At 69.2% G+C, this 21,037-nt stretch carries 19 protein-coding genes; 5 read left to right on the plus strand and 14 right to left on the minus strand.

What is annotated here, in order from left to right; genetic code table 11:
- Positions 1-67 precede the first annotated feature (67 nt).
- Positions 68-1,570, plus strand: coding sequence for a glycerol kinase GlpK (gene glpK / locus TF1_RS03740; protein ID WP_011291234.1), 1,503 nt, complete (start codon positions 68-70; stop codon positions 1,568-1,570).
- A 262-nt stretch (positions 1,571-1,832) separates the two neighbouring features.
- Here the strand turns inward: glpK and dapB are convergent, their stop codons facing one another.
- From dapB to rimP, 12 genes are all read right to left on the minus strand, one after another.
- The gene (gene dapB / locus TF1_RS03745; RefSeq protein WP_011291233.1) at positions 1,833-2,573 is read right to left on the minus strand and encodes a 4-hydroxy-tetrahydrodipicolinate reductase; all 741 of its coding nucleotides are present in this window, start codon (positions 2,571-2,573) and stop codon (positions 1,833-1,835) included.
- A 107-nt stretch (positions 2,574-2,680) separates the two neighbouring features.
- On the minus strand, positions 2,681-4,018 hold the full coding sequence (locus tag TF1_RS03750) for a M16 family metallopeptidase (protein WP_061783632.1): 1,338 nt from the start codon (positions 4,016-4,018) through the stop codon (positions 2,681-2,683).
- A gap of 143 nt (positions 4,019-4,161) precedes the next feature.
- Positions 4,162-6,465 (minus strand): polyribonucleotide nucleotidyltransferase, encoded by a 2,304-nt coding sequence (locus tag TF1_RS03755; protein WP_016188343.1) that lies wholly within the window; start codon positions 6,463-6,465, stop codon positions 4,162-4,164.
- A gap of 414 nt (positions 6,466-6,879) precedes the next feature.
- On the minus strand, positions 6,880-7,149 hold the full coding sequence (gene rpsO, locus TF1_RS03760; protein WP_011291230.1) for a 30S ribosomal protein S15: 270 nt from the start codon (positions 7,147-7,149) through the stop codon (positions 6,880-6,882).
- Positions 7,150-7,380: 231 nt separating this feature from the next.
- Positions 7,381-8,328, minus strand: coding sequence for a bifunctional riboflavin kinase/FMN adenylyltransferase (gene ribF / locus TF1_RS03765; RefSeq protein WP_061783647.1), 948 nt, complete (start codon positions 8,326-8,328; stop codon positions 7,381-7,383).
- Between the two features lie 142 nt (positions 8,329-8,470).
- Positions 8,471-9,352, minus strand: a complete 882-nt coding sequence (truB, locus tag TF1_RS03770; RefSeq protein ID WP_011291228.1) for a tRNA pseudouridine(55) synthase TruB — start codon at positions 9,350-9,352, stop codon at positions 8,471-8,473.
- A gap of 3 nt (positions 9,353-9,355) precedes the next feature.
- Positions 9,356-9,811, minus strand: coding sequence for a 30S ribosome-binding factor RbfA (gene rbfA, locus TF1_RS03775; RefSeq protein ID WP_011291227.1), 456 nt, complete (start codon positions 9,809-9,811; stop codon positions 9,356-9,358).
- 4 nt (positions 9,812-9,815) lie between these two features.
- Positions 9,816-10,109 (minus strand): DUF503 domain-containing protein, encoded by a 294-nt coding sequence (locus tag TF1_RS03780; protein WP_016188340.1) that lies wholly within the window; start codon positions 10,107-10,109, stop codon positions 9,816-9,818.
- Positions 10,110-10,229: 120 nt separating this feature from the next.
- The gene (gene infB, locus TF1_RS03785; RefSeq protein WP_011291225.1) at positions 10,230-13,097 is read right to left on the minus strand and encodes a translation initiation factor IF-2; all 2,868 of its coding nucleotides are present in this window, start codon (positions 13,095-13,097) and stop codon (positions 10,230-10,232) included.
- 249 nt (positions 13,098-13,346) lie between these two features.
- Positions 13,347-13,628: a YlxR family protein gene (locus TF1_RS15720; protein WP_011291224.1), complete on the minus strand. Its 282-nt coding sequence runs from the start codon at positions 13,626-13,628 to the stop codon at positions 13,347-13,349.
- A 30-nt stretch (positions 13,629-13,658) separates the two neighbouring features.
- On the minus strand, positions 13,659-14,636 hold the full coding sequence (gene nusA / locus TF1_RS03790; protein ID WP_016188338.1) for a transcription termination factor NusA: 978 nt from the start codon (positions 14,634-14,636) through the stop codon (positions 13,659-13,661).
- A gap of 24 nt (positions 14,637-14,660) precedes the next feature.
- Positions 14,661-15,134, minus strand: coding sequence for a ribosome maturation factor RimP (rimP, locus tag TF1_RS03795; RefSeq protein ID WP_011291222.1), 474 nt, complete (start codon positions 15,132-15,134; stop codon positions 14,661-14,663).
- Positions 15,135-15,406: 272 nt separating this feature from the next.
- Between rimP and TF1_RS03800 the strand changes: the two genes are divergently transcribed.
- A complete protein-coding gene (locus TF1_RS03800) occupies positions 15,407-15,895 on the plus strand; it encodes a ferritin family protein (RefSeq protein WP_011291221.1) in 489 nt (162 codons plus the stop codon).
- The gene (locus TF1_RS03805; protein WP_011291220.1) at positions 15,896-16,351 is read left to right on the plus strand and encodes a ferritin-like domain-containing protein; all 456 of its coding nucleotides are present in this window, start codon (positions 15,896-15,898) and stop codon (positions 16,349-16,351) included.
- A 50-nt stretch (positions 16,352-16,401) separates the two neighbouring features.
- Here TF1_RS03805 and TF1_RS03810 read toward each other — a convergent pair whose 3' ends face one another.
- The gene (locus tag TF1_RS03810; protein WP_011291219.1) at positions 16,402-18,150 is read right to left on the minus strand and encodes a proline--tRNA ligase; all 1,749 of its coding nucleotides are present in this window, start codon (positions 18,148-18,150) and stop codon (positions 16,402-16,404) included.
- Positions 18,151-18,385: 235 nt separating this feature from the next.
- On the opposite strand from TF1_RS03810, the gene TF1_RS03815 reads away from it, so the two are divergent.
- Positions 18,386-19,216, plus strand: a complete 831-nt coding sequence (locus tag TF1_RS03815; protein ID WP_011291218.1) for a spermidine synthase — start codon at positions 18,386-18,388, stop codon at positions 19,214-19,216.
- A gap of 14 nt (positions 19,217-19,230) precedes the next feature.
- On the opposite strand, the gene TF1_RS03820 is transcribed toward TF1_RS03815, so the two are convergent.
- Positions 19,231-19,917, minus strand: a complete 687-nt coding sequence (locus TF1_RS03820; RefSeq protein ID WP_016188336.1) for a hypothetical protein — start codon at positions 19,915-19,917, stop codon at positions 19,231-19,233.
- 195 nt (positions 19,918-20,112) lie between these two features.
- Here TF1_RS03820 and TF1_RS03825 point away from each other — a divergent pair, with 195 nt between their 5' ends.
- Positions 20,113-21,033 carry a DMT family transporter gene (locus TF1_RS03825; RefSeq protein WP_011291216.1) on the plus strand — a complete coding sequence of 307 codons (921 nt, stop codon included), beginning with the start codon at positions 20,113-20,115 and terminating at the stop codon, positions 21,031-21,033.
- Positions 21,034-21,037 lie beyond the last annotated feature (4 nt).

A 21,037-nucleotide genomic window follows, 5' to 3' on the forward strand; every position in this document is an offset into this window, starting at 1 on the left:
ACAGGGGGATGGGCCGCTAACGTCAGGAAAAATCGGTAGACGCGGCACACGAAGAGGAGCAGGGCCGGTGACCGAACAGTACGTAGCGGCAATTGACCAGGGCACCACGTCGAGTCGCTGCATCATCTTCAACCGCCACGGCGACGTGGTCGCCCTCGGGCAGCGGGAGCACCGCCAGATCTTCCCCCGCCCGGGCTGGGTCGAGCACGACGCGGAAGAGATCTGGGCGAACGTCGTCGCCGTCGTGGAGGAGGCGCTCGCCGCGGGCGGGCTGCGCCGCCACCAGTTGGCCGCGGTCGGGATCACCAACCAGCGGGAGACGACCGTGGTGTGGGACCGGCAGACCGGTCAACCCGTCCACCACGCGATCGTGTGGCAGGACACCCGCACCGACCGCCTGCTGCGAGTCCTGGGCGGGACGGAAGGCCAGGACCGGTTCCGGCAGCGGTGCGGACTCCCGCTCGCCACCTACTTCTCCGGGCCGAAACTGCGCTGGCTGCTCGACGAAATCCCCGGGCTGCGGGAGCGGGCGCAGCGCGGCGAAGTGCTGTTCGGCACCATGGACACCTGGCTGGTGTGGCAGCTCACCGGGCGGCACGTCACCGACGTCACCAATGCCAGCCGTACCATGCTGATGAACCTGCGCACCCTGGACTGGGATGCCGAAACCCTGGACGCGATGGGGATCCCCGCAGCGATGCTCCCGGAGATCCGGTCCAGTGCGGAGGTGTACGGCACAGCCACCGGCCCCTTGGCGGGAGTGCCCGTGGCCGCAGCTCTGGGCGACCAGCATGCCGCCTTGTTCGGGCAGACCTGCTTCGACCCCGGCGATGTGAAAGGCACCTACGGGACGGGGGCGTTCCTGGTGCTCAACACGGGTACCGAGCCGGTCGTCTCCACCAACGGGCTGCTCACCACGGTGGGCTACCAGATCGGCGGCCAGCCCGCGGTGTACGCGCTCGAAGGGTCGATCGCGATGGCGGGCTCGCTCGTGCAGTGGCTCCGCGACAACCTGGGGATGATCACGCACGCCGCGGAGATCGAAGAACTCGCTTCGCAGGTCGCAGACAACGGCGGCTGCTACATCGTGCCCGCGTTCTCCGGGCTGTTCGCGCCGCACTGGCGGAGCGACGCCCGCGGCATCATCGCCGGCCTGACCTCCTATGTGACCAAAGCGCACCTGGCCCGCGCAGTGCTGGAAGCGACAGCGTGGCAGACCCGCGAAGTGGTGGACGCGATGAACAGCGACTCAGGGATCCCGCTAGCCTCGCTGAAAGTGGACGGCGGCATGGTCGCCAACCGGCTACTGAACCAGATCCTCGCCGACGTGCTGGACGTGGAAGTGGTGCGGCCCAAAGTGGCGGAGACGACCTGCCTCGGGGCTGCCTACGCGGCGGGCCTCGCCGTGGGCTACTGGCCGGACTTGGACAGTCTGCGCGCCAACTGGCAGCACGACGCCACGTGGACGCCGCAGATCGACGCGCAGGTGCGGGACCGCGAATACCGCAACTGGACGAAAGCGGTACGCCGCACCTTCGGCTGGGTGGAATCCGAGGAGGACGCGTCCTGACGCGTGCCCCGGCATGGCCGCCGGGAGCGCAGCCGGTGCCGCGGGTACGGCGCTTCTGCGGCTTCCGGTTGCCTTGGGCCCGGCCCTCCCCGGCGGCAGCCTGCCCTGGACCGGTGGACCGGGCCGGGGCCCTGACGCGGGCTGGCCGACAGGCCGCGGGCGGCTCCCCGCTGCACATCCGGCAGCGTCCGCGGCCTTCCGGCGTTCCTCGGCCCGGGGCTCCCGCCACGTACGCCGCAGCGGGACAGCGACCGCTGCCTTCCTACAGGCCGAGCAGGGACTCCAAACCCACGGTGAGCCGATCCGGCAGGGACGCGACCTTGCGGACCCCCAAGAGCACGCCCGGCATGAACGATTCGCGGTTCATCGAATCGTGGCGGATCCGCAGCGTCTCCCCGTGGGTGCCGAACACGACCTCCTGGTGGGCGATCATGCCGGTGATCCGCAGCGCGTGGACCCGCACCCCGTCCACCTGGGCGCCGCGCGCACCAGGCAGCTCCGACGTGGTGGCGTCCGGGGCGTCGCCCAAACCAGCGTGGGCGCGGGCCGCGCCGATCAGTTCGGCGGTGCGGTAGGCGGTTCCGCTGGGCGCGTCAGCCTTGTTCGGGTGGTGCAGTTCGATGATCTCCGCCGACTCGAAGTAGGGGGCCGCCTTCGCCGCAAAGTGCATCATGAGTACGGCGGCGATCCCGAAGTTGGGGGCGATGAGCACGTTGACGCCCGGCTTCGCGTCCAGCATGCGGCGGACTTCGGCGAGTCTGGCGTCGTCGAACCCGGTGGTGCCCACCACGGCGTGGATCCCGTGCTCGATGAGCCAGCGCAGGTTGTCCATCACCGCATCGGGGTGGGTGAAATCGACGACCACGTCGGCGCCGAGCACCTTGCCGCGGTCGTCCCCGACGTCGATTCCGGCTACCAGTTCGGTGTCGTCGGCCGCTTCCACGGCCTTGACGACTTCTGATCCCATGCGCCCGAGAGCGCCGAACACTCCTACCTTAATCACGGGTCTCACCGTACCGGAAAGCGTGCGGCACCCGAGGGCGCGGCGGCTGCGGGAGACCGGCGCGTCCGGCCGGCCCTCCCCGCAGCACGCCGGGCTGGTTCAACAGCTCAGACGAACGAACGCCCCTCCTCGTACGGGCCGACCACCGCCAGCGCTTCAGGGCGGGTGAGGATCTCCGCGGCGACCTCGCTGACGTCCTCAGAAGTGACCGCGTCGAAGAGGGCGAGGTCCTCGCTCAGTGACAGGTGGCGGCGGTAGCCGAGTTCGTGGCTGGTCAGCCGGCTCATCCGCGCATTGGTCCCCTCGGTACCCAGCACCCAGGAGCCGCGGATCTGCCCCTTGGCTCGGGCCAGTTCCGCAGCGTCCACCCCGTGAGCCGCTGCCCGCTCCAGTTCGGTGCGGCAGACGTCGAGGACTTCGTCGATCTTGTCGGGCAGGCAGCCCACGTACACCTGGAACAGTCCCGTGTCGGAATAGCTGCACGTGTAGCCGTGGACGGCGTAAGCCAGCCCGCGTTTCTCCCGCACCTCCTGGAAGAGGCGGGACGACATGCCCCCGCCGAGGATGGCGCTGAGCACCCGCAGCGCATACCAGCGCGGGTCGGTGCGTTTGACCCCTTCACGCCCCAGGATCAGGTGGGCCTGCTCACTGTCCCGGCTGACGAGGACCGTTCCCGGATTGGTGGCGGGAGGCTCGGTGCCGATCCGCGGCGCAGCAGGGCGGGCGTCCCCGGCCGCGTCGAGCTTGTCCCGGAACGCTTCCGCGACCTGGCGCACCACCGTGTCATGGTCCAGGTTGCCCGCGGCGGCGACGATGAGCTCGGAGGGCACGTAGGCGCTCCGGTACTGTTCGAGGATCCGCTCGCGGGTCAACGCGCGGATCGTGTCGTTGGTGCCCAGGATGGGGCGGCCCAGGGGCGAGCCTTTGAAAAAGTGCGCGGCGAACACGTCGTCGACCACGTCGGCAGGCTCGTCCTCATACATGGCGATCTCTTCGAGGATCACCCCGCGCTCAGTTTCCACTTCGGCAGGGTCGACGACCGAATTGGCGACCATGTCGCTGATGACGTCGATCGCCAACGGCAGGTCGCGGTCGAGGACCTTGGCATAGTACGTGGTCTGCTCCTTGGTGGTGTAGGCGTTGTAGTCGGCGCCCACCCCGTCGAGCAGCGCGGAGATGTCCAGAGCGCTCCGCCGTTCCGTCCCCTTGAACAGCAGGTGTTCCAGGAAGTGCGCGGCCCCCGCGTGCTCCGCGTCCTCATCACGGGACCCGGTGGTCGCCGAAATCCCAAAAGCTACGGAACGCACCCCCTGCATGGTCTCGGTCACTACCCGCAGACCACCCGGCAGTACGGTACGGCGCACCAGGCCAGTGCCGTCCCCGGGTTCGAGGAGGGTGACAGTGGTGCCGACTTCCTGCTCGGCCGCGATCGGAACTGTCGTCATGGGTCCTTCTTCAGCGAAAGCGAAAACGATTGCGGGTCCTCCCCCCCAGCACATAACGGAGGGCGGCCGCCCCTTCACGGTACGGCCGCCCGACGGTTTTCTCACCCCTCCCGAGGAGCCCTCAGACGGGGTGGGAGAGCCGGTCAGGTGTTCTCACTGGAACGGCTGGACGACCGGGTGCGGCGACGGCGGCGCGGCTGCTTGGCGCCGTTGCCGCTGGCGTCGGTCTTCTTCGCCCCGTTCGGGCTCTCCCCGCCGTTGGGGGCGGCAACAGCTTCAGCTTCGATGACTTCGACGGGCACCAGGGAGAGCTTGCCCCGTTCGTCGATGTCCCGGACTTCGACGTGGATTTTCTCCCCGATGCCGATGACATCTTCGACGTTCTCAATCCGCTGGCCGCCGTGCATCTTGCGGATCTGCGAGATGTGCAGCAGCCCGTCCTTGCCGGGCAGCAGCGACACGAAGGCCCCGAACGCGGTGGTCTTCACGACCGTGCCGAGGTAGCGTTCCCCGACCTCGGGCATGGTCGGGTTGGCGATGCTGTTGATGGCGTCGCGGGCGGCCTCCGCGGACGGCCCGTCGGTGGCGCCGATGTAGATGGTGCCGTCGTCCTCGATGGTGATTTCGGCGCCGGTCTCGTCCTGGATCGAGTTGATCATCTTGCCCTTGGGGCCGATGACCTCGCCGATCTTGTCGATCGGCACCTTGACCGTAAGGATACGCGGCGCGTGCGGACTGATCTCAGCGGGCCGGTTGATGGCCTCCGACATGACGTCGAGGATGGCCAGCCGCGCCCCGCGGGCCTGCTGCAGCGCGGACGCCAGCACCTCGGCGGGGATCCCGTCGAGCTTGGTGTCCAACTGCAGCGCGGTGATGAGGTCGCGCGTGCCCGCGACCTTGAAGTCCATGTCACCGTAGGCGTCTTCCGCACCGAGGATGTCGGTAAGGGTGACGTACTTGCCGTCCTCGTAGATCAAGCCCATGGCGATACCGGCCACCATGTCCTTGAGCGGCACACCCGCCGCCATCAGCGACATGGTGGAGGCGCACACCGACCCCATCGACGTGGAGCCGTTGGAGCCGATCGCCTCCGACACCTGCCGGATCGCGTAGGGGAACTCTTCCCGCGACGGCAGCACCGGGACGAGAGCGCGTTCGGCGAGCGCCCCGTGCCCGATCTCGCGGCGCTTCGGCGCGCCGACCCGCCCGGTCTCCCCCGTGGAGTACGGCGGGAAGTTGTAGTTGTGCATGTAGCGCTTGGTGCGCTCCGGGTTGAGCGTGTCGATGGTCTGCTCCATGCGGAGCATGTTCAGCGTGGTGATCCCCAGGATCTGGGTTTCCCCGCGCTCGAACAAGGCCGACCCGTGCACGCGCGGAATGACGTTGACTTCGGCGGTGAGAGACCGGATGTCCTTCACACCGCGGCCGTCGATACGGACCCCGTCCTTGACGATCCGCTCCCGCACCAGCTTCCGGGTGAGCGCGCGGAACGCTGCGGCCAGCTCCTTTTCGCGGCCTTCGAAGTCCTCGGCGAGCTTCTCGGCGACCAGCGCCTTGACCCGGTCGAGTTCGGCTTCCCGCTCCTGCTTGTCCGCGATCGTGAGCGCGGCGGCGAGCTCGTCATGGATCGCTTCCTCGACGGCGGCGTACGCGTCGTCCTGGTAGTCGATGAAGATCGGGTACTCGCCGGGCGGCTTGCCCGCGGCCTCAGCCACGGTCTGCTGGGCGCGGCACAGCACCTTGATGAACGGCTTGGCGGCTTCCAAGCCTTCCGCGACGGTCTGCTCGTTGGGGCCGATCGCTCCCTCCGCCACCAGTCGCAGGGTGTGCGGGGTGGACTCGGCCTCCACCATCATGATCGCGACGTCGCCGTTGTCCAGCACCCGGCCGGCCACGACCATGTCGAACGTGGCGTTGGCCAGCTCCGAGTGCGTGGGAAACGCCACCCACTGGCCTTCGACCAGGGCCACCCGCACGCCGCCGATCGGGCCGGAGAACGGCAGTCCGGCAAGCTGGGTGGACATCGACGCGGCGTTGATCGCGATGACGTCGTAGAGATGGTCCGGGTGCAGGGCCAGCACGGTCGCAACGATTTGGATCTCGTTGCGCAGCCCTTTCTGGAAGGACGGACGCAGCGGCCGGTCGATGAGCCGGCAGGTGAGGATCGCGTCCTCCGAGGGACGCCCCTCCCGGCGGAAGAACGAGCCGGGGATGCGCCCCGCGGCGTACATGCGTTCTTCAACGTCGACCGTGAGCGGGAAGAAGTCCAGGGCCTCCTTGGGGCGCTTCGACACGGTCGTCGCCGACAGGACCATCGTCTCGTCGTCAAGGTAGGCCGTAGCCGACCCTGTGGCCTGGCGGGCCAGGCGACCGGTCTCGAAGCGGATCGTACGGGTGCCGAAACGGCCGTTGTCGATGACGGCCTCGGCAGAATACACGCCCTCCATGGGCGACCTCCTACACGGATAACGAAGATCCCGCGTCCGTGCCCCGTAGGTGTCCGTCTCGAGAGTCGTGAGGACTCCGCGGTAGGCCGGGCGGACCGCCGCAGCCGTACCGCGATGGCCCCGACGGCCGGCCATCGATCGAAGTTCCCCGAGACCCCTGGTGCGGGCGTGTCGGAGAACCACTACCGAAGACCGGCCTTTCTCGACACCGTGGCGAGGGTGTTCTCCTCGCCTACCGGAAGATGCCACCGTGGCTAGAGACGGCCGAGGGTGGGAGCGCGGGAATGCCTGACTGTTCAGTTGTCATCCGACACACCGCGGCAGAGTATCTACCCTGTCTCGGCGGCCGGTAACGAGTCCACACTACTAAGAAAAAGGGAGCGGCGGAGGCCACTCCCTTTTTCGAGCACGCCGCTAGCGCCGCAGACCGAGGCGTTCGATCAGCCGACGGTAGCGGTTGATGTCCTTCTTCGCGACGTACTGCAGAAGACGGCGCCGACGACCGACCAGCAGCAGCAGACCACGACGGCTGTGGTGGTCGTGCTTGTGCTCCTTGAGGTGCTCCGTGAGCTGGTTGATGCGGTGCGTCAGCAGCGCGACCTGCACCTCGGGAGAACCGGTGTCGCCTTCCTTCGTGGCGTACTCGGCAATGATCTTCTGCTTGGTAGCGGTGTCGATCGGCACGACGCTCCTTTTCCCATACGTGGCGCGCGAACCGTACTGCGGGATTCTTTCGAAGACAGTGGCCCGAGCGGGCCGTCGAAAGCCGACAACCGTGCGCGCCCACAGTCGTCGGAGGGGAATACCCAGCCGGACGTGTCGCGGAATCACTAGCGCAGCAGAGCAGACACGAACGGCTCCCAGAAAACAAAGCTTACTACCGATGCGCACCGTCCAGGACCAGAGCCGCCCCGGTCAGCGGCCTGCCAGCAGTTCCCGGCACCGGTCGACGTCGCGCTGCATCGCCTCGATCAGCTCGTCGATGCTGTCGAAACGCAGCATGGGTCGGATGTGGTGGGTGAACTCCACCGCCATCGGCAGCCCGTAGAGTTCGAGGTCGTCCCGGTCGAGCGCGTAGGCCTCCACCGTGCGCACCTGGCCGTCGAACGTCGGATTGGTGCCTACGGACACCGCAGCCGGCCAACGGGCCTCCGTCCCTTCTGGCGGGGTGTCGAGCCGGAGCAGCCAGCCCGCATACACCCCGTCGGCGGGCACCGCGCTGCGCGGCGGGCAGTCCAGGTTCGCGGTGGGAAAACCCAGCAGTTCCCGTCCCCGCGCCGCGCCGTGGACCACGACCCCTTCGACCCGGTGCGGGCGGCCCAGTGCCGTGTGCGCGCCGGCGACATCCCCGGCCAGCACCAGGGAACGCACCTGCGCTGCGGTCACCGCCTCGGGGCCGCTGCCCGCAGCCAGGCCCACCACGGAGAAGTCGTGCTCTTTGCCGAGGGCGTGCACGGCCGCGAGGTCGAAAACCACGCCGTCGTCGTCCTCCTCAGCAAGGAGCGCTACCGCCGCAGGCACCCCGTCGACCAGGATGCGGTGGGCGAGGTCCCGGCTGGGCAGGGCGGCAAGATCCGGGGTGGCTTCGAGGACGCACACCGCGTCCACCCCGTGCTGGGCGAGCAGTCCGGCCCGGTACTCCGCACCGGTGAGCACCACAGGGGGGTCGAGCGTGCCCGCCACCAGACCGAGGGGCGGGTCGAAGGTGACGGCCACGAGAGGCAGGCCAAGCCGGTCAGCGTGCTCCCGTGCCTGGTGGAGGAGCCTCTGGTGGCCGCGGTGGACCCCGTCGAAAGTGCCGACTATCACCGCGGAACGCTTCCAGTCCGCGGGTACCTCGCCGAGTCCGCGCCAAAGCCGCACGCTCACCGTTCTCCCATCCGCCATGCTCACCAGCACGGGACGGCAGCCGAGCGGCCGCCCCGCGTCATGGTACTCGCCGCGGTTCCGCTTCCGGGAAGGACGGTCCGCAGCCCTCTGCAGCACGCCGCGGAGCCCGCCCGCCTCAGCTTCCCGCGAAGACCACCACGGGCTGGCTGCTGCCCGACCGGTTCTCCGCCAGGGCCAGCACCCGGCCGTCGGGGGCGAACAACCCCACCGGACCGGAATGCCCGCTCGGGGAGATCCGGTGGCCGTGGACCACACGGCGGGCTTCGCCCGCGCTGAGCCGACGGACCGGGAACGCCGCAGCCACCGCTTCCGCCAGCGGCATCACGGTGAACTCGGCGGCCAGCTCGTCCAGGGTGGCGGCCTGCTCCACGGTGTAGGGCCCTACCCGGGTGCGGCGCAGCGCGGTCAGGTGCCCGCCCACGCCGAGGTCCGCCCCCAGGTCGCGTGCCAGGGAACGGATGTAGGTGCCGCTGGAGCAGGTCACGCGGGCGTCAACGTCGACGAAGGCGCCGTCCGGGCTGTCGACGCGGCGGAACCCGGTGACGGTGAACTCGTGCACGGTCACCTCGCGCGCTTTCAGTTCCACCGTCTCGCCTGCCCGGGCACGGCGGTAGGCGCGCTGCCCCCGCACTTTGACCGCACTGACCTGCGGCGGAACCTGGTGGATCACGCCGGTGAGCGCGCGGGTCCCCGCGTGGACCGCGGCCTCGTCGATGTGGTCGGCGGGGCGGCGCTCCAGCAGCTCTCCCTCCGCGTCGTCGGTGGTGGTGGACTGGCCGAGGCGGATTGTCGCCTCGTAGACCTTCTCCGTCAACGCGAGATACCCCAGCAGCCGGGTCGCTTTGCCGACTCCGACGACCAGCACCCCCGTCGCCATCGGGTCAAGGGTGCCGGCGTGGCCGACCCGACGAGTGCCGGCAAGGCGCCGCACCCGGGCCACCACGTCGTGGGAAGTCCAGCCTGCGGGCTTGTCGACGATGACAACGCCGTCGGCCATGAATCACTCGTCCTCGTCGTCCTCGTCGTCGTCATCGGCCGGACGCGGCTCCCGGTAAGGGTCGGGGTCCCCGGCCGGACGGGCGTTGGCCGCGGCCCGAGCCACCTCCGCGTCGGCCTGCTTGGCTTTGGCGAGCAGCTCTTCGATGTGCCGGGCGTTGTCGGGAACCTCGTCGATGACGAACGTGATGGTGGGAGTGTGCCGGAGCCCGGTGCGGCGGCCGACCTCGGAGCGGATCAAGCCTTTCGCGCTCTCCAACGCAGCCGCCGTCGCGGCTTTCTCCGCATCACTGCCGAACACCGTGTAGTAGACGGTGGCGTCACGCAGGTCATTGGTGAGCCGCGCATCGGTGACGGTCACAAAACCCAGGCGCGGATCCTTGATCCGGCGTTCCAGCATCTCGGCCACGATCCGCTGGATGCGGTCGGCGAGTTTGCTCGCACGTGCGGCGTCAACCATCGGTCTATTCCTCATCGTTGAAGAGCCGCTGCCGGGCAGACAGCAGCTCGACTTCGGGGCGGTCGGCGACTAGGCGTTCACAGGAGTTCATCAACGCGGTGCAGTGCGCTGCCGTGGACGCGACCACCGCGATTCCGATCTCGCACCGCCGGTACAGGTCGTGGTTGCCGGTCTCCGCAACCGAGACGCTGTATTTGCGCTGGAGTTCGGCCACGATGGGTCGAATAACGGAACGCTTCTGCTTCAATGAACGGACGTCGCCCAACAGCAGGTCCAGCGTCAGGGCTCCGACGTACACGCACTCACCCCGGGGAAGGATTTGGAGTTATGGGTGCCGATTTCCCGGTGCGACCCACCGTGGCCACCGGGCTTCGGGCCCCGACGGAGGGCGTCGGGGCCCGAAAGCAGCCCTGGAAGGTCAGTCGCGCGGCTTCTCCCGCATCTCGAACGTCTCGATGATGTCCTCGACGCGGATGTCGTTGTAGCCGATTCCGATACCGCACTCGAAGCCCTCGCGGACCTCGGTGACGTCGTCCTTGAACCGGCGCAGCGACTCGACGGTGAGGTTGTCGGAGACGACCACCCCGTCGCGGATAAGCCGGGCCTTGGCGTTCCGCTTGATGACACCGCTGCGGACCACCGCACCGGCGACGTTGCCGACCCGCGGCACCTTGAAGATCTCGCGGATCTCCGCGGTACCGAGCTGGACTTCCTCGTACTCGGGCTTGAGCATGCCCTTGAGGGCAGCCTCGACCTCTTCGATGGCCTGGTAGATGACCGAGTAGTAGCGGATGTCCACGCCCATGCGCTCGGCCAGCTCGCTGTTCTTGCCCTCGGGCCGGACGTTGAAGCCGATGATGACCGCGCCGGACGAGGCAGCCAGGTTGATGTCGTTCTGCGTGATCGCACCGACACCGCGGCCGATCACCCGAATCGCGACCTCATCGGTGCCCGGGTCGATCTTGAGGAGGGACTCCTCAAGCGCCTCGACAGAACCAGACATGTCGCCCTTGATGATGAGGAGCAGCTCTTCGCGCTGGCCCTCCTCCAGGGTCTTCTGCCAGTTGTCGAGGGTGACCCGGCGGCTGGCCTTGGCCTGCTGGGCGAACCGCTCGCGGGCCTCGCGCTGCTGCGCGATCTGGCGCGCCACCCGGTCGTCCTTGACCACCAGGAAGCTGTCGCCCGCGCTGGGCACGTTGGTGAGACCCAGCACCTGGACCGGACGGGACGGCTCGGCTTCCTTGACCCGGTTGCCGTTCTCGTCAAGCATCGCGCGGACCCGGCCGTAGGCGTCACCGCAGACGATCGAGTCGCCGACGCGCAGCGTGCCGCGCTGGACCAGCACGGTGGCCATGGAGCCCCGACCGCGGTCCAGGTAGGCCTCGATCGCCAGGCCCTGGGCCGGCATGTCCGGGTTGGCCTTCAGGTCCAGCTCGGCGTCCGCCGTCAGGATGATGGCCTCGAGGAGCTGGTCGATGTTGAGGTTCTCCTTCGCGGAGATGTCCACGAACTGGACGTTACCGCCGTACTCCTCAGCCACCAGGCCGTACTCGGTGAGCTGGGCGCGCACCTTCTGCGGGTCAGCGGTAGGCAGGTCGATCTTGTTGACCGCCACCACGATCGGCACGTCGGCCGCCTTGGCGTGATCGATCGCCTCCGCCGTCTGCGGCTTGACACCGTCGTCGGCCGCGACCACCAGCACCGCGATGTCGGTGGCCTGCGCACCGCGGGCACGCATCGCGGTGAACGCCTCGTGACCCGGGGTGTCAATGAAGGTGATCTTGCGCTCTTCCCCGTCCACCGTGGTGGTGACCTGGTAGGCGCCGATGTGCTGGGTGATGCCGCCGGCCTCACCGCTGGCCACGTTGGTGTTGCGGATCGCGTCAAGCAGCCGGGTCTTACCGTGGTCGACGTGACCCATGACGGTCACCACGGGCGCACGCGGCTTGAGGTCCTCCTCGCTGCCGATGTCCTCACCGAACTCGATGGAGAACGACTCCAGCAGCTCGCGGTCCTCGTCCTCGGGGCTGACGACCTCAACCGTGTAGTTGAGCTCCTCGCCCAGCAGTTGCAGGGTCTCGTCCGGCAGCGACTGGGTGGCCGTGACCATCTCGCCCAGTTGCGTCATGACGACCTGCACCAGCGAGGCCGGGTTGACGTCGATGCGCTCACCGAAGTCGGCCAGCGACGCCCCACGGGACAGCCGGATCACCTTGCCGTTACCGCTGGGGATCTTGACACCGCCGAACGACGGCGCCTGCATGTCCTTGAGTTCTTGACGCCGCTGCTTCTTCGACTTGCGGGAACGGCTCGGACGGCCACCGGGACGGCCGAACGCTCCAGCGGTTCCGCCGCGACCGCGACCACCACCGGGGCGGCCGCCGAAACCGGTGCGCGGCGCGCCGCCGCCCGCTCCGCCACCGCGCGGTCCAGCGCCGCCGCCACCACCGCGGCCGCGACCGCCGCCGCTACGGCTCGACGTGCTCGGACGGGCCCCACCAGGCGGGGTGGGCCGCGACGCAGGCATGTTCATCGGGCTGGGCCGCGGACCGGGACGCGGGACAGGGCGCGGCGGCCCGCCTGCGCTCGAGCCGGGACGTCCGCCAGCCGTGCCAGGACCAGGACGCGGCGCCTGGGGGCGCGGTGCCTGGGGACGCGGCGGTCCGCCTGCACTCGCACCGGGGCGGGGCGGCATCATGCCGGGGTGCGGACGCGGCCCCGGACGAGGCGCACCCGTACCGCCGGACGCCGGCGGACGCGGCGTAGGCCGCGTGCCCATACCGCTGGCGGTCGAACTGAAGGGGTTGTTGCCCGGACGCGGTCCCGGCTTGGGCACCGGACGCGGCGTCTTCCCAGATTCAGGACGTGCGGGACCTTGGGCACCGGAAGGCTGCTGGCCGGCCTTGCCCGCACCGCCCTCAGGCCGGGGACCGGGGCGCGGTCCCGGCTTGGGCACCGGACGCGGTCCCGGCTTGAGGCCGGGGCCGGGCTTAGGCACCGCCGGACGTGGCGTCTCACCACCGGCCGACGGGGCCGAGGCCTTAGTCTGCTGCTGCGGGCTGGGCTGCGGTTTGGGGCTGGGCTTCTTCTTCTCCTGTCCGCCCTTCGCGCCCTCAGTGCTCTCGCTGCTCTGGCTGAAAGCTTCCTTGAGTCGACGTACCACAGGCGCCTCTACCGTCGAGGACGCCGAACGTACGAATTCGCCCATCTCCTGGAGTTTGGCCAGGACAGCCTTGCTCTCCACACCAAACTCTTTAGCGAGCTCGTATACCCGGACCTTCGCCACTGCTCTCCTTTATCTCGGTCCGGGACATGAGCCTGTGCCGGACCGTCGCTAGCTTGACGTACTCATCGCTGCGTACTCATCGAGCGCTCATCGCAATCTCGACCCGCTTCCGACTCGTTTGCTACACAACAATGGGTGGGTGACGCCGGATCTTCCGGCATGACAAGACCCGCCGCGTACCCGGTTAGTACAACCGAGCGGGCGGCGTGATCATTCCAACCCTAATCCAGAACCTCGGCCAACTCGAAATCAGACCGCGGCAAACCACTCGGCAGCGGGTGAGATATCGAGGGCCCGCTTGACGCGGAACACCCGCGGCCAGACCTGGCGCCGCTGCGCGGCCTCCCAACACCGTCGGTCGGGGTGGAGATAGGCTCCCCGCCCCGGCAGCCGCCGGGCGTGGTCGCAAACGACCGCATCTCCGTCCAGCGCCAGCCTAATGAGGTCTGACTGGGCTGCTTTTGACTTGCAGCCCACGCACGTGCGCACGGGAGCCGCTGAGTTGTCACCCATTCTACCCCGTGGGCTCATCGACCTATGCGAACCGTTCTTCCGCTCGTGCTATTCCTCGCCGTGCTGTTCGGCCATCTCCGTGTCCGAGCGGATGTCGATGCGCCACCCGGTCAGGCGGGCAGCCAGCCGCGCGTTCTGCCCCTCTTTGCCGATCGCCAGCGACTGCTGGTAGTCGGGCACGATGACCCGCGCCACCCGCGCCGCAGCGTCAAGCACTTCCACGTGCGTCACCTGGGCCGGCGACAGGGCGTTCGCGACGAACTGCGCCGGGTCGTCCGAGTAGTCGACAATGTCGATCTTCTCCCCGCGCAGCTCGTTCATCACATTGCGGACACGGCTGCCAAGCGGTCCGATGCACGCGCCCTTCGCGTTGACGCCGGGCTTGTTGGACTTGACCGCCATCTTGGTGCGGTGGCCCGCTTCCCGCGCGATCGCTGCGATCTCGACCGTGCCGTCGGCGATCTCGGGAACCTCGAGCTCGAAGAGCTTGCGCACCAAGTTGGGATGGGTGCGCGACAGGGTGATCGAAGGGCCGCGGTGCCCCCGGCGGACCTGCACGACATAGGCCCGCAGCCGCTCACCGTGGGTGTAGGTCTCGGTGGGTACCTGCTCTTGCGGCGGCAGGATCGCCTCGACCCGTCCCAGGTCGACCAGCACGTTGCGCGGGTCCTTGCCCTGCTGGACGACACCGGAGACGATCTGGGACTCCCGCCCGGCGAACTCGCCCAGGGTGATCTCGTCCTCGGCGTCCCGCAGCCGCTGCAGGATGACCTGCTTCGCCGTGGACGCGGCGATCCGCCCGAACCCGGAGGGGGTGGCGTCGTATTCCCGGATCAGCCGCCCCTCTTCGTCGCGCTCTTCGGCCCACACCGTGACGTGTCCCGTAGCGCGGTCCAATTCCACCCTGGCGTTGGTGTCGGGCCCCTCCTGGCGGCGGTACGCAATCAGGAGCGCGTCCTCGATGGCTTTGACGACGAGGTCCACCGAGATGTCCTTCTCGCGTTCCAGACTGCGCAGGACACTCATGTCGATATCCACGGGGCTCCCCCTCTAATCCGCCGCGTCGTCGTGGCGGAATTCCACCTGGACCTTGCCTCGTCCCAGGTCGGAGAAGGCGTACACCTGGCTTTGACCGTCAACATCAAAGGTGACGCCCGTCTCGTCAGCGTCAATGACACGCCCCTTCACCTGGCCGCCGGCGACCAGCGGCGCGTGCACCAGGCGTCCCCGGGCGCGCCTCCAGTGCCGTGGCTCGGTGAGTGGCCGGTCCACGCCAGGCGAGGTCACCTCCAGTACGTACGGAGACTGCCCCATGACGTCGACCTCGTCAAGCGCGGTGGAAATCTTCTGGCTGACCTCGCCGATCCGCTCCAGGTCGACACCGTCATCGGAGTCCACCACCACCCGGACCAGACGGCGCTTCCCCACCGGGGTGATGTCCAGTCCCTCCAAGTCGAGTCCCGCCTCGGCCAGAATGGGGGCCACTAGCTGCGCGAGACGCTCGCGGCGGGCCTGCGCGCCCATCATGATCCTCCTCGGCGATTCCCGTCCCGGTCCGACGGTCGCGGGGCGGTCCAGTTGTCCACTCGGTTACTGATCGCCTTTACGGCGACCATTTCAGGTTCAAGGGTATCCGCAGTCTGTGCCTCTCCGGCATCGTTTGACCATTGCGTGCGCCAGCAGCACGCTACTCCCCGCCCGTCAACGCGGGCAGCACCAGGCTCTGCAGACCGGCTGCGGCGTGCGAAGATAGGGCGCGTTCGGTTCCCCTTCCGTCACGTTTTCAGGAGGTACCGTTGCGCCACCACGCTCCCTCCCGCCGCGCGGTCTTGGCGGGCGGCGCGCTGGCTGCGGCCGTGATGGGGCTGAGCGGCTGCCGGGGGTCCGACTGGTACCCCAGCGAAGTCACCCCCGACGAGTATCTGCTGCGCTCGGTCATCGCGGAAAAGGAGCGGCTGGTGGCGCGCTACACGGCGACGCTCAACAGCGGCACCGCCGACGACCCCGGGCTCTACGAGGAGCTGCGCGGCCACCACGAACGCCACCTGGCGGTGCTGCGGGACCGGCTTCCGGAACGGGACGGCCCAGAACCGGAGGTCTCCGCCCTCCCTGAGACGCCTCCCCCCGCGGCCACCGACCGGGCAGGGCTCCGGATGGCGGAGGAAGGGGCCGTCGCCAACCGGCTCCGCCAGCTCAGCGAGGTCACCGACCCGGCGCTGGCCCAGCTCCTCGCCAGCGTCGGCGCCTGTGAGGCGGGACACGTCCACCTACTTTCGGAGGCATAGTTGACCGGGACTCTTGACCCCACCCCCAGCGGGGAGGCAGGAGCCGCAACCGCCGCGCTGCGGGACGCGCTGCTGGCCGAGCATGCGGCCGTGTACGGGTACAGTTTCGCCGCTGCCCACACTGACGCGGACCTGCGCAGCCTGTGCCTGTCCCATCTGGAAAAGCACCGCGCGTGGCGGGACACGCTGCACAGCGCGCTCGTGGCCCGGGACGCGGTGCCGCCGGGCGGGGAGGACGCCTACCAGCTGCCGGAGCACACCGGGCCTGAAGAGCTGCGGAGCTTCGCCGCAGGGCTTGAGGAGACTACCGCGCAGGCCTACCTGGAGTTGGCTGCCGTCCCCGATGCGGGGCTGCGCGACCTGGCGGGCCGTGCCCTGGGCGAGGCCACCCTGCGGATGCTGGCGCTGGGCGGCCAGTTGAGCGCGTTCCCCGGCTTCCCCGGCGGAGAGCTCTAGCACCGAAACCGGTAGGGGCATTCCGTACGGAACGCCCCTACCGGGTGGCACTAGCCCCGCACCAGGTTGACGATCGTGTCGACCACGGTGTCCACGGAGACTTCGCTACGGTCCCCGCTGGCACGGTCGCGCAACTCCACGACCCCGTTGGCCAGGCCACGGCCCACGATGAGCACGGTGGGCACGCCGAGCAGTTCCGCGTCGGTGAACTTCACGCCCGGGGAGACCCCTTTGCGGTCGTCCACGAGCACCCGCACCCCGCGGTCCACCAGCTCCTGGCTGATCCGCAGCGCCACCTCGACCTGGTCGCCCTTGCCGGTGCCGACCACGTGCACGTCCGCGGGGGCGACTTCCCGCGGCCAGATGATGCCCCGCTCGTCGTGCGACTGCTCGACGATCGCGGCGACCACGCGGGACACCCCGATGCCGTAGGAGCCCATGGTGATGCGCACCGGCTTGCCGTCGGGGCCGAGCGCGTCCAGGGAGAACGCGTCCGTGTACTTGCGGCCGAGCTGGAAGACGTGCCCGATCTCGATACCGCGCGCCGTGTAGAGGGTGCCCTTGCCGTCGGGGGCGGGGTCTCCGTCGCGGACCTCCGCGGCCTCGATTGTGCCGTCGGGGGTGAAGTCACGACCGCAGACGAGGTCCACCACGTGGTGGTCGGCCTTGTCCGCACCGGTGACCCAGGCGGTGCCAGTCACGACGCGGGGATCGACCAGGTAGCGGACCTTGTTGGCCTGCAGCGCGCCCGGGCCGATGTAGCCCCGCACCAGGAAGGGGTGCTTGGCGAAGTCCTCCTCGTCCAGCAGGGCCACTTCCGCCGGGGCCAGCGAGGCTTCCAGGCGCTTCATGTCCACTTCGCGGTCGCCGGGAACGCCGATCCCGAGGAGCTCCCACTCCTTTTCACCCGGGGCCCGCGTCTTGACCATGACGTTCTTGAGGGTGTCGGCGGCGGTGAACGTACGGCCCAGGCCTGCGTTGTTGAGGAACTCCACCAAGGACTCGATGGTGGGGGTGTTCGGGGTGTGGTGCACCCGCGCCTCCGGCAGGCCGTCGATGGGCCGCTCGGGCGGCGCCGGGGTGACCACGGCTTCCACGTTGGCGGCGTAGTCGGAGCCGGTGCTGCGCACGAACGTGTCTTCCCCGGTGGGGGCGATCGCCAGGAACTCTTCGGAAGCGGAGCCGCCCATCGCGCCGGACGTGGCCTTGACGATCACGTACTCCAGGCCGAGCCGGTCGAAGATGCGGATGTAGGCCTGGCGGTGCGCCTCATAGGAGCGCTGCAGCCCTTCGTCGTCGAGGTCGAAGGAGTAGGAGTCCTTCATGTGGAACTCCCGGCCCCGCAGGATCCCGGCGCGCGGCCGCGCCTCGTCGCGGAACTTCTCCTGGATCTGGTAGAGGATGACCGGGTAGTCCTTGTACGAGGTGTACTCGCCCTTGACGAGCAGGGTGAACAGTTCTTCGTGGGTGGGGCCCAGCAGATAGTCGGCGCCCTTACGGTCCTTGAGTCGGAACAGGGTGTCGCCGTACTCGGTCCACCGCCCGGTGGCCTCGTAGTATTCGCGGGGCAGCAGCGCGGGCAGCAGCACTTCCTGCGCGCCGATGCGGTTCATCTCCTCGCGGACCACCGCGGCGACGTTCTCTAACACGATCTTGCCGAGGGGCAACCAGGAGTAGACGCCGGGCGCGGTACGGCGTACGAACCCGCCGCGCACCAGAAGCTTGTGACTCGGTACCTCGGCATCCGCCGGGTCCTCACGCAGGGTGCGCAGGAACAGGTTCGACATCCGCAGTAGCACGACCACCACTCCTCGGTGAGAGCGCGGAGGTATTCCGCTGGGACTTTTGGACACTGGACTGGGCGGGTCGGTGGCCTCGCCCGGAAGGGGTTTCCAGGCTAGCGGTATTGGGCGGGCGCCGTGGACTCCTGCACAGCGCTGCTTCCCGGTTTCCACCCCAGGCGCGGTGTGCCGTCCCGGCTCCGGGCGCCTACCGTAGGACCGGCACGACCGTGACGTGAGGAGACGAGGACGGATGGGCAGGCGCGGGGCGACGACGGCGAAACGGGAGCGGATGGAGCTGCTGCGGGACGCGGACCGTCCCGACTCGTGGATGCTGCTGGTCGACGGCATCCCGCAGTCGCACGTGGACCTCGCCGACCCCACCTATCTCGACTTCGAATATGTGCGCCGCCTCGGCCACGTCGTGGACCTGGTCGCACCGGAGCGCGCCCCGATCGACGCCTACCACCTGGGGGCGGGGGCGCTCACCCTGGCCCGCTACGTGGCGGCGACCCGGCCCCGGTCCCGGCAGCGGGCCGTGGACATCGACCCGGACCTGGTGGCGCTGGTCCGCCAGCAGCTCCCCTGGGACCGTCGGGCGGATCTGCGGGTCGCTACCGGGGATGCCCGGGCCTGGCTGGCGGCGCGCCGCGCAGCCAGTGCCGACCTCGTCATCTGCGACGTTTTCGTGGGGGCGCGCACACCTGCCCATCTCACGTCCGTGGAGTTCGCCGCGGAGGCGGCCCGGGTGGTGCGGCTCAGCGGCATGTACGCGGTGAATGTGAGCGACGGCCGCGGGCTGCGCTACACCCGCTCCCAGGTTGCGACGGTGGCCCAGGTCTTCCAGCATGTGGCGCTGGTCGCGGAGCCGGGAGTGCTGCGCGGGCGGCGGTTCGGGAACCTGGTGCTGGTGGCTGGGCACGAGGCACTGCCCGTGGACGAGCTGGCCAGGCGGGCCCACCGGGATCCGGCGATGGCGCGGGTCCTGGCCGGGGACGAGCTCCGCCGGTGGGCTGCGGGTGCGGCCGTGGTGCACGACGCCGAAGCGCAGGACTCCCCCGCACCGCCGGAGAGCCTGTTTTAACCCGTCCCGCGGTGTCAGGCGGGAAGTTCCCGGTCGATCACCGCGTCGAACTCCGGGGAGTGCCTGACCTGAACTCCGCCGTTGCCGGCAGGCCGGGTGGCCATGCCCTGGAGGCGGCCGTCCCGCCACCACAGCATCTGGTCGGTGACCGCGTTCCCTTCGTTGAGCTGCTGGAACACGGAGTAGAGGGTGGAGATCGCCGGGAGGGAGCGGCGGCTCCGCAGCACCGTATAGGCCAGGACGTTGGTGTCGGGGAGCATCACCAGGGCGCCGTAGGGGGCGGGCTGCTGCATGACGTCGGAGAGCCGCATCACGTGGGCGGACCCGGCCCAGCCGATCCCCTGCACCACGTGCACGTCGGTGTCGCCCCCGGACGACACCGTGTACTCCTGGTACTGGTCGTAGGCCATGTTGCCCAAGGCGGTGAACCACAGGTCCTGTTTGGTGCGCCCCCAGGCCTGGGTGTGGCGTTTGTCGAGGACTACGCCGCTGTAGTTGCCGGGGTCGGTCCGGTACACCAGGAGCGCCGTCAGCTCAGGGTTGATGGAGTAGGCGAGCTTGTCGTAGGGACCTGCCGCGGCAGGGTCCCCGATCATCAGGACGCGCAGCCACGGGGCCGCCACGTCGAAGGGGACGCGCAGCAGCTCTTCGTGCAGGTTGTCCTGGGGGGTGGAGTAGCGTCCGGGGTGGGGAAAGTGCATGGGGTCTGGTATTTCCTTGTGGTCTTGTCCACGGTCTACGGGTCTCTGCTGCTTCTGTACGGTATCGCTGGCCGCTGACAGCCCGCGGCGGCTGCCCCGCCGTGCCGCTGGGCTAGATTCCTCCCATACAGGGGACAGCGGACGCCTGTTCTCCGCTCCCCTGGCGTGCCCCCTGCCCGTGTGTGGAGTTCCACCGTGTCTCTGCCCCGTTCTTCCCCTCCGTCTGCCCTGCCCCGCTGGCGGGGGCCGCTGCTGCTCGCCCTGGCGGGAGTGCTGTGGGGAACCGGAGGGTTCGCCGGCGCTTTCCTGCAGCAGTTGACAGGAATCCACCCCATCGCCACCGCCTGCTACCGGCTGCTCGCAGGCGGGGTACTGGCGATCGTGGCGCTGGGGGTCAGCGGGCAGCTGCGCGGGCTGCCCCGCAGTCCGGCGGTCCTGCGGCGGGTCGCAGCGGCGGGGGTGCTGCTGGCCGCGTTCCAAGCCTGCTATTTTGCGGCGATCGCGGTCTCGTCGGTGAGCCTCGCCACCCTGATCGCGATCGGCAGTGTTCCCGTGTTCGTCACATGCGCCGCGGCGGTGCTGGAGCGGCGGCTGCCCCGGCCTACGCTGCTGGCCGCGGTCTGCTGCGGGGTGCTGGGCCTGGTGCTGCTCAGCGGCGACCCGGGCGGGGACGTGCCGCCGGGGCGGGTGGCGCTCGGCGTGGGCTGTGCCCTGGGGGCGGGCGCGGCGTTCGCTGCGCTGACGCTGGTCAACCGCCGTCCCGTTCCGGGCCTGGACCCGCTGCGGGTGACCGCTTTGGGGTGCCTGCTCGGCGGCACCCTGCTCGTGCCACTCGCCGCGGCCACGGGAATGACGTTCACGCCGACGCTTCCCGCGGTGGGGGTGCTGCTGTACCTGGGTCTGGCGCCCACAGCCTTGGCCTACCTGGCCTATTTCGGGGGGATGCGCACCACCCCGGCTCCGGTCGCGGCCCTCGCCGTGATCTTGGAACCGTTGACTGCGACCGTGCTGTCGCTGCTCCTCCTCGGGGAGGTGCTCACCCCGACGGGAACGGTGGGAGCGGTCCTACTGTTCGGGGCGATCCTGCTGGAATACGTCCGCCCGCCCCGCCGGTGACCAG

Origin of the sequence: Thermobifida fusca NBRC 14071 = JCM 3263, from assembly GCF_001592045.1 — a bacterium.
Classification (GTDB): Bacteria; Actinomycetota; Actinomycetes; order Streptosporangiales; family Streptosporangiaceae; genus Thermobifida; species Thermobifida fusca.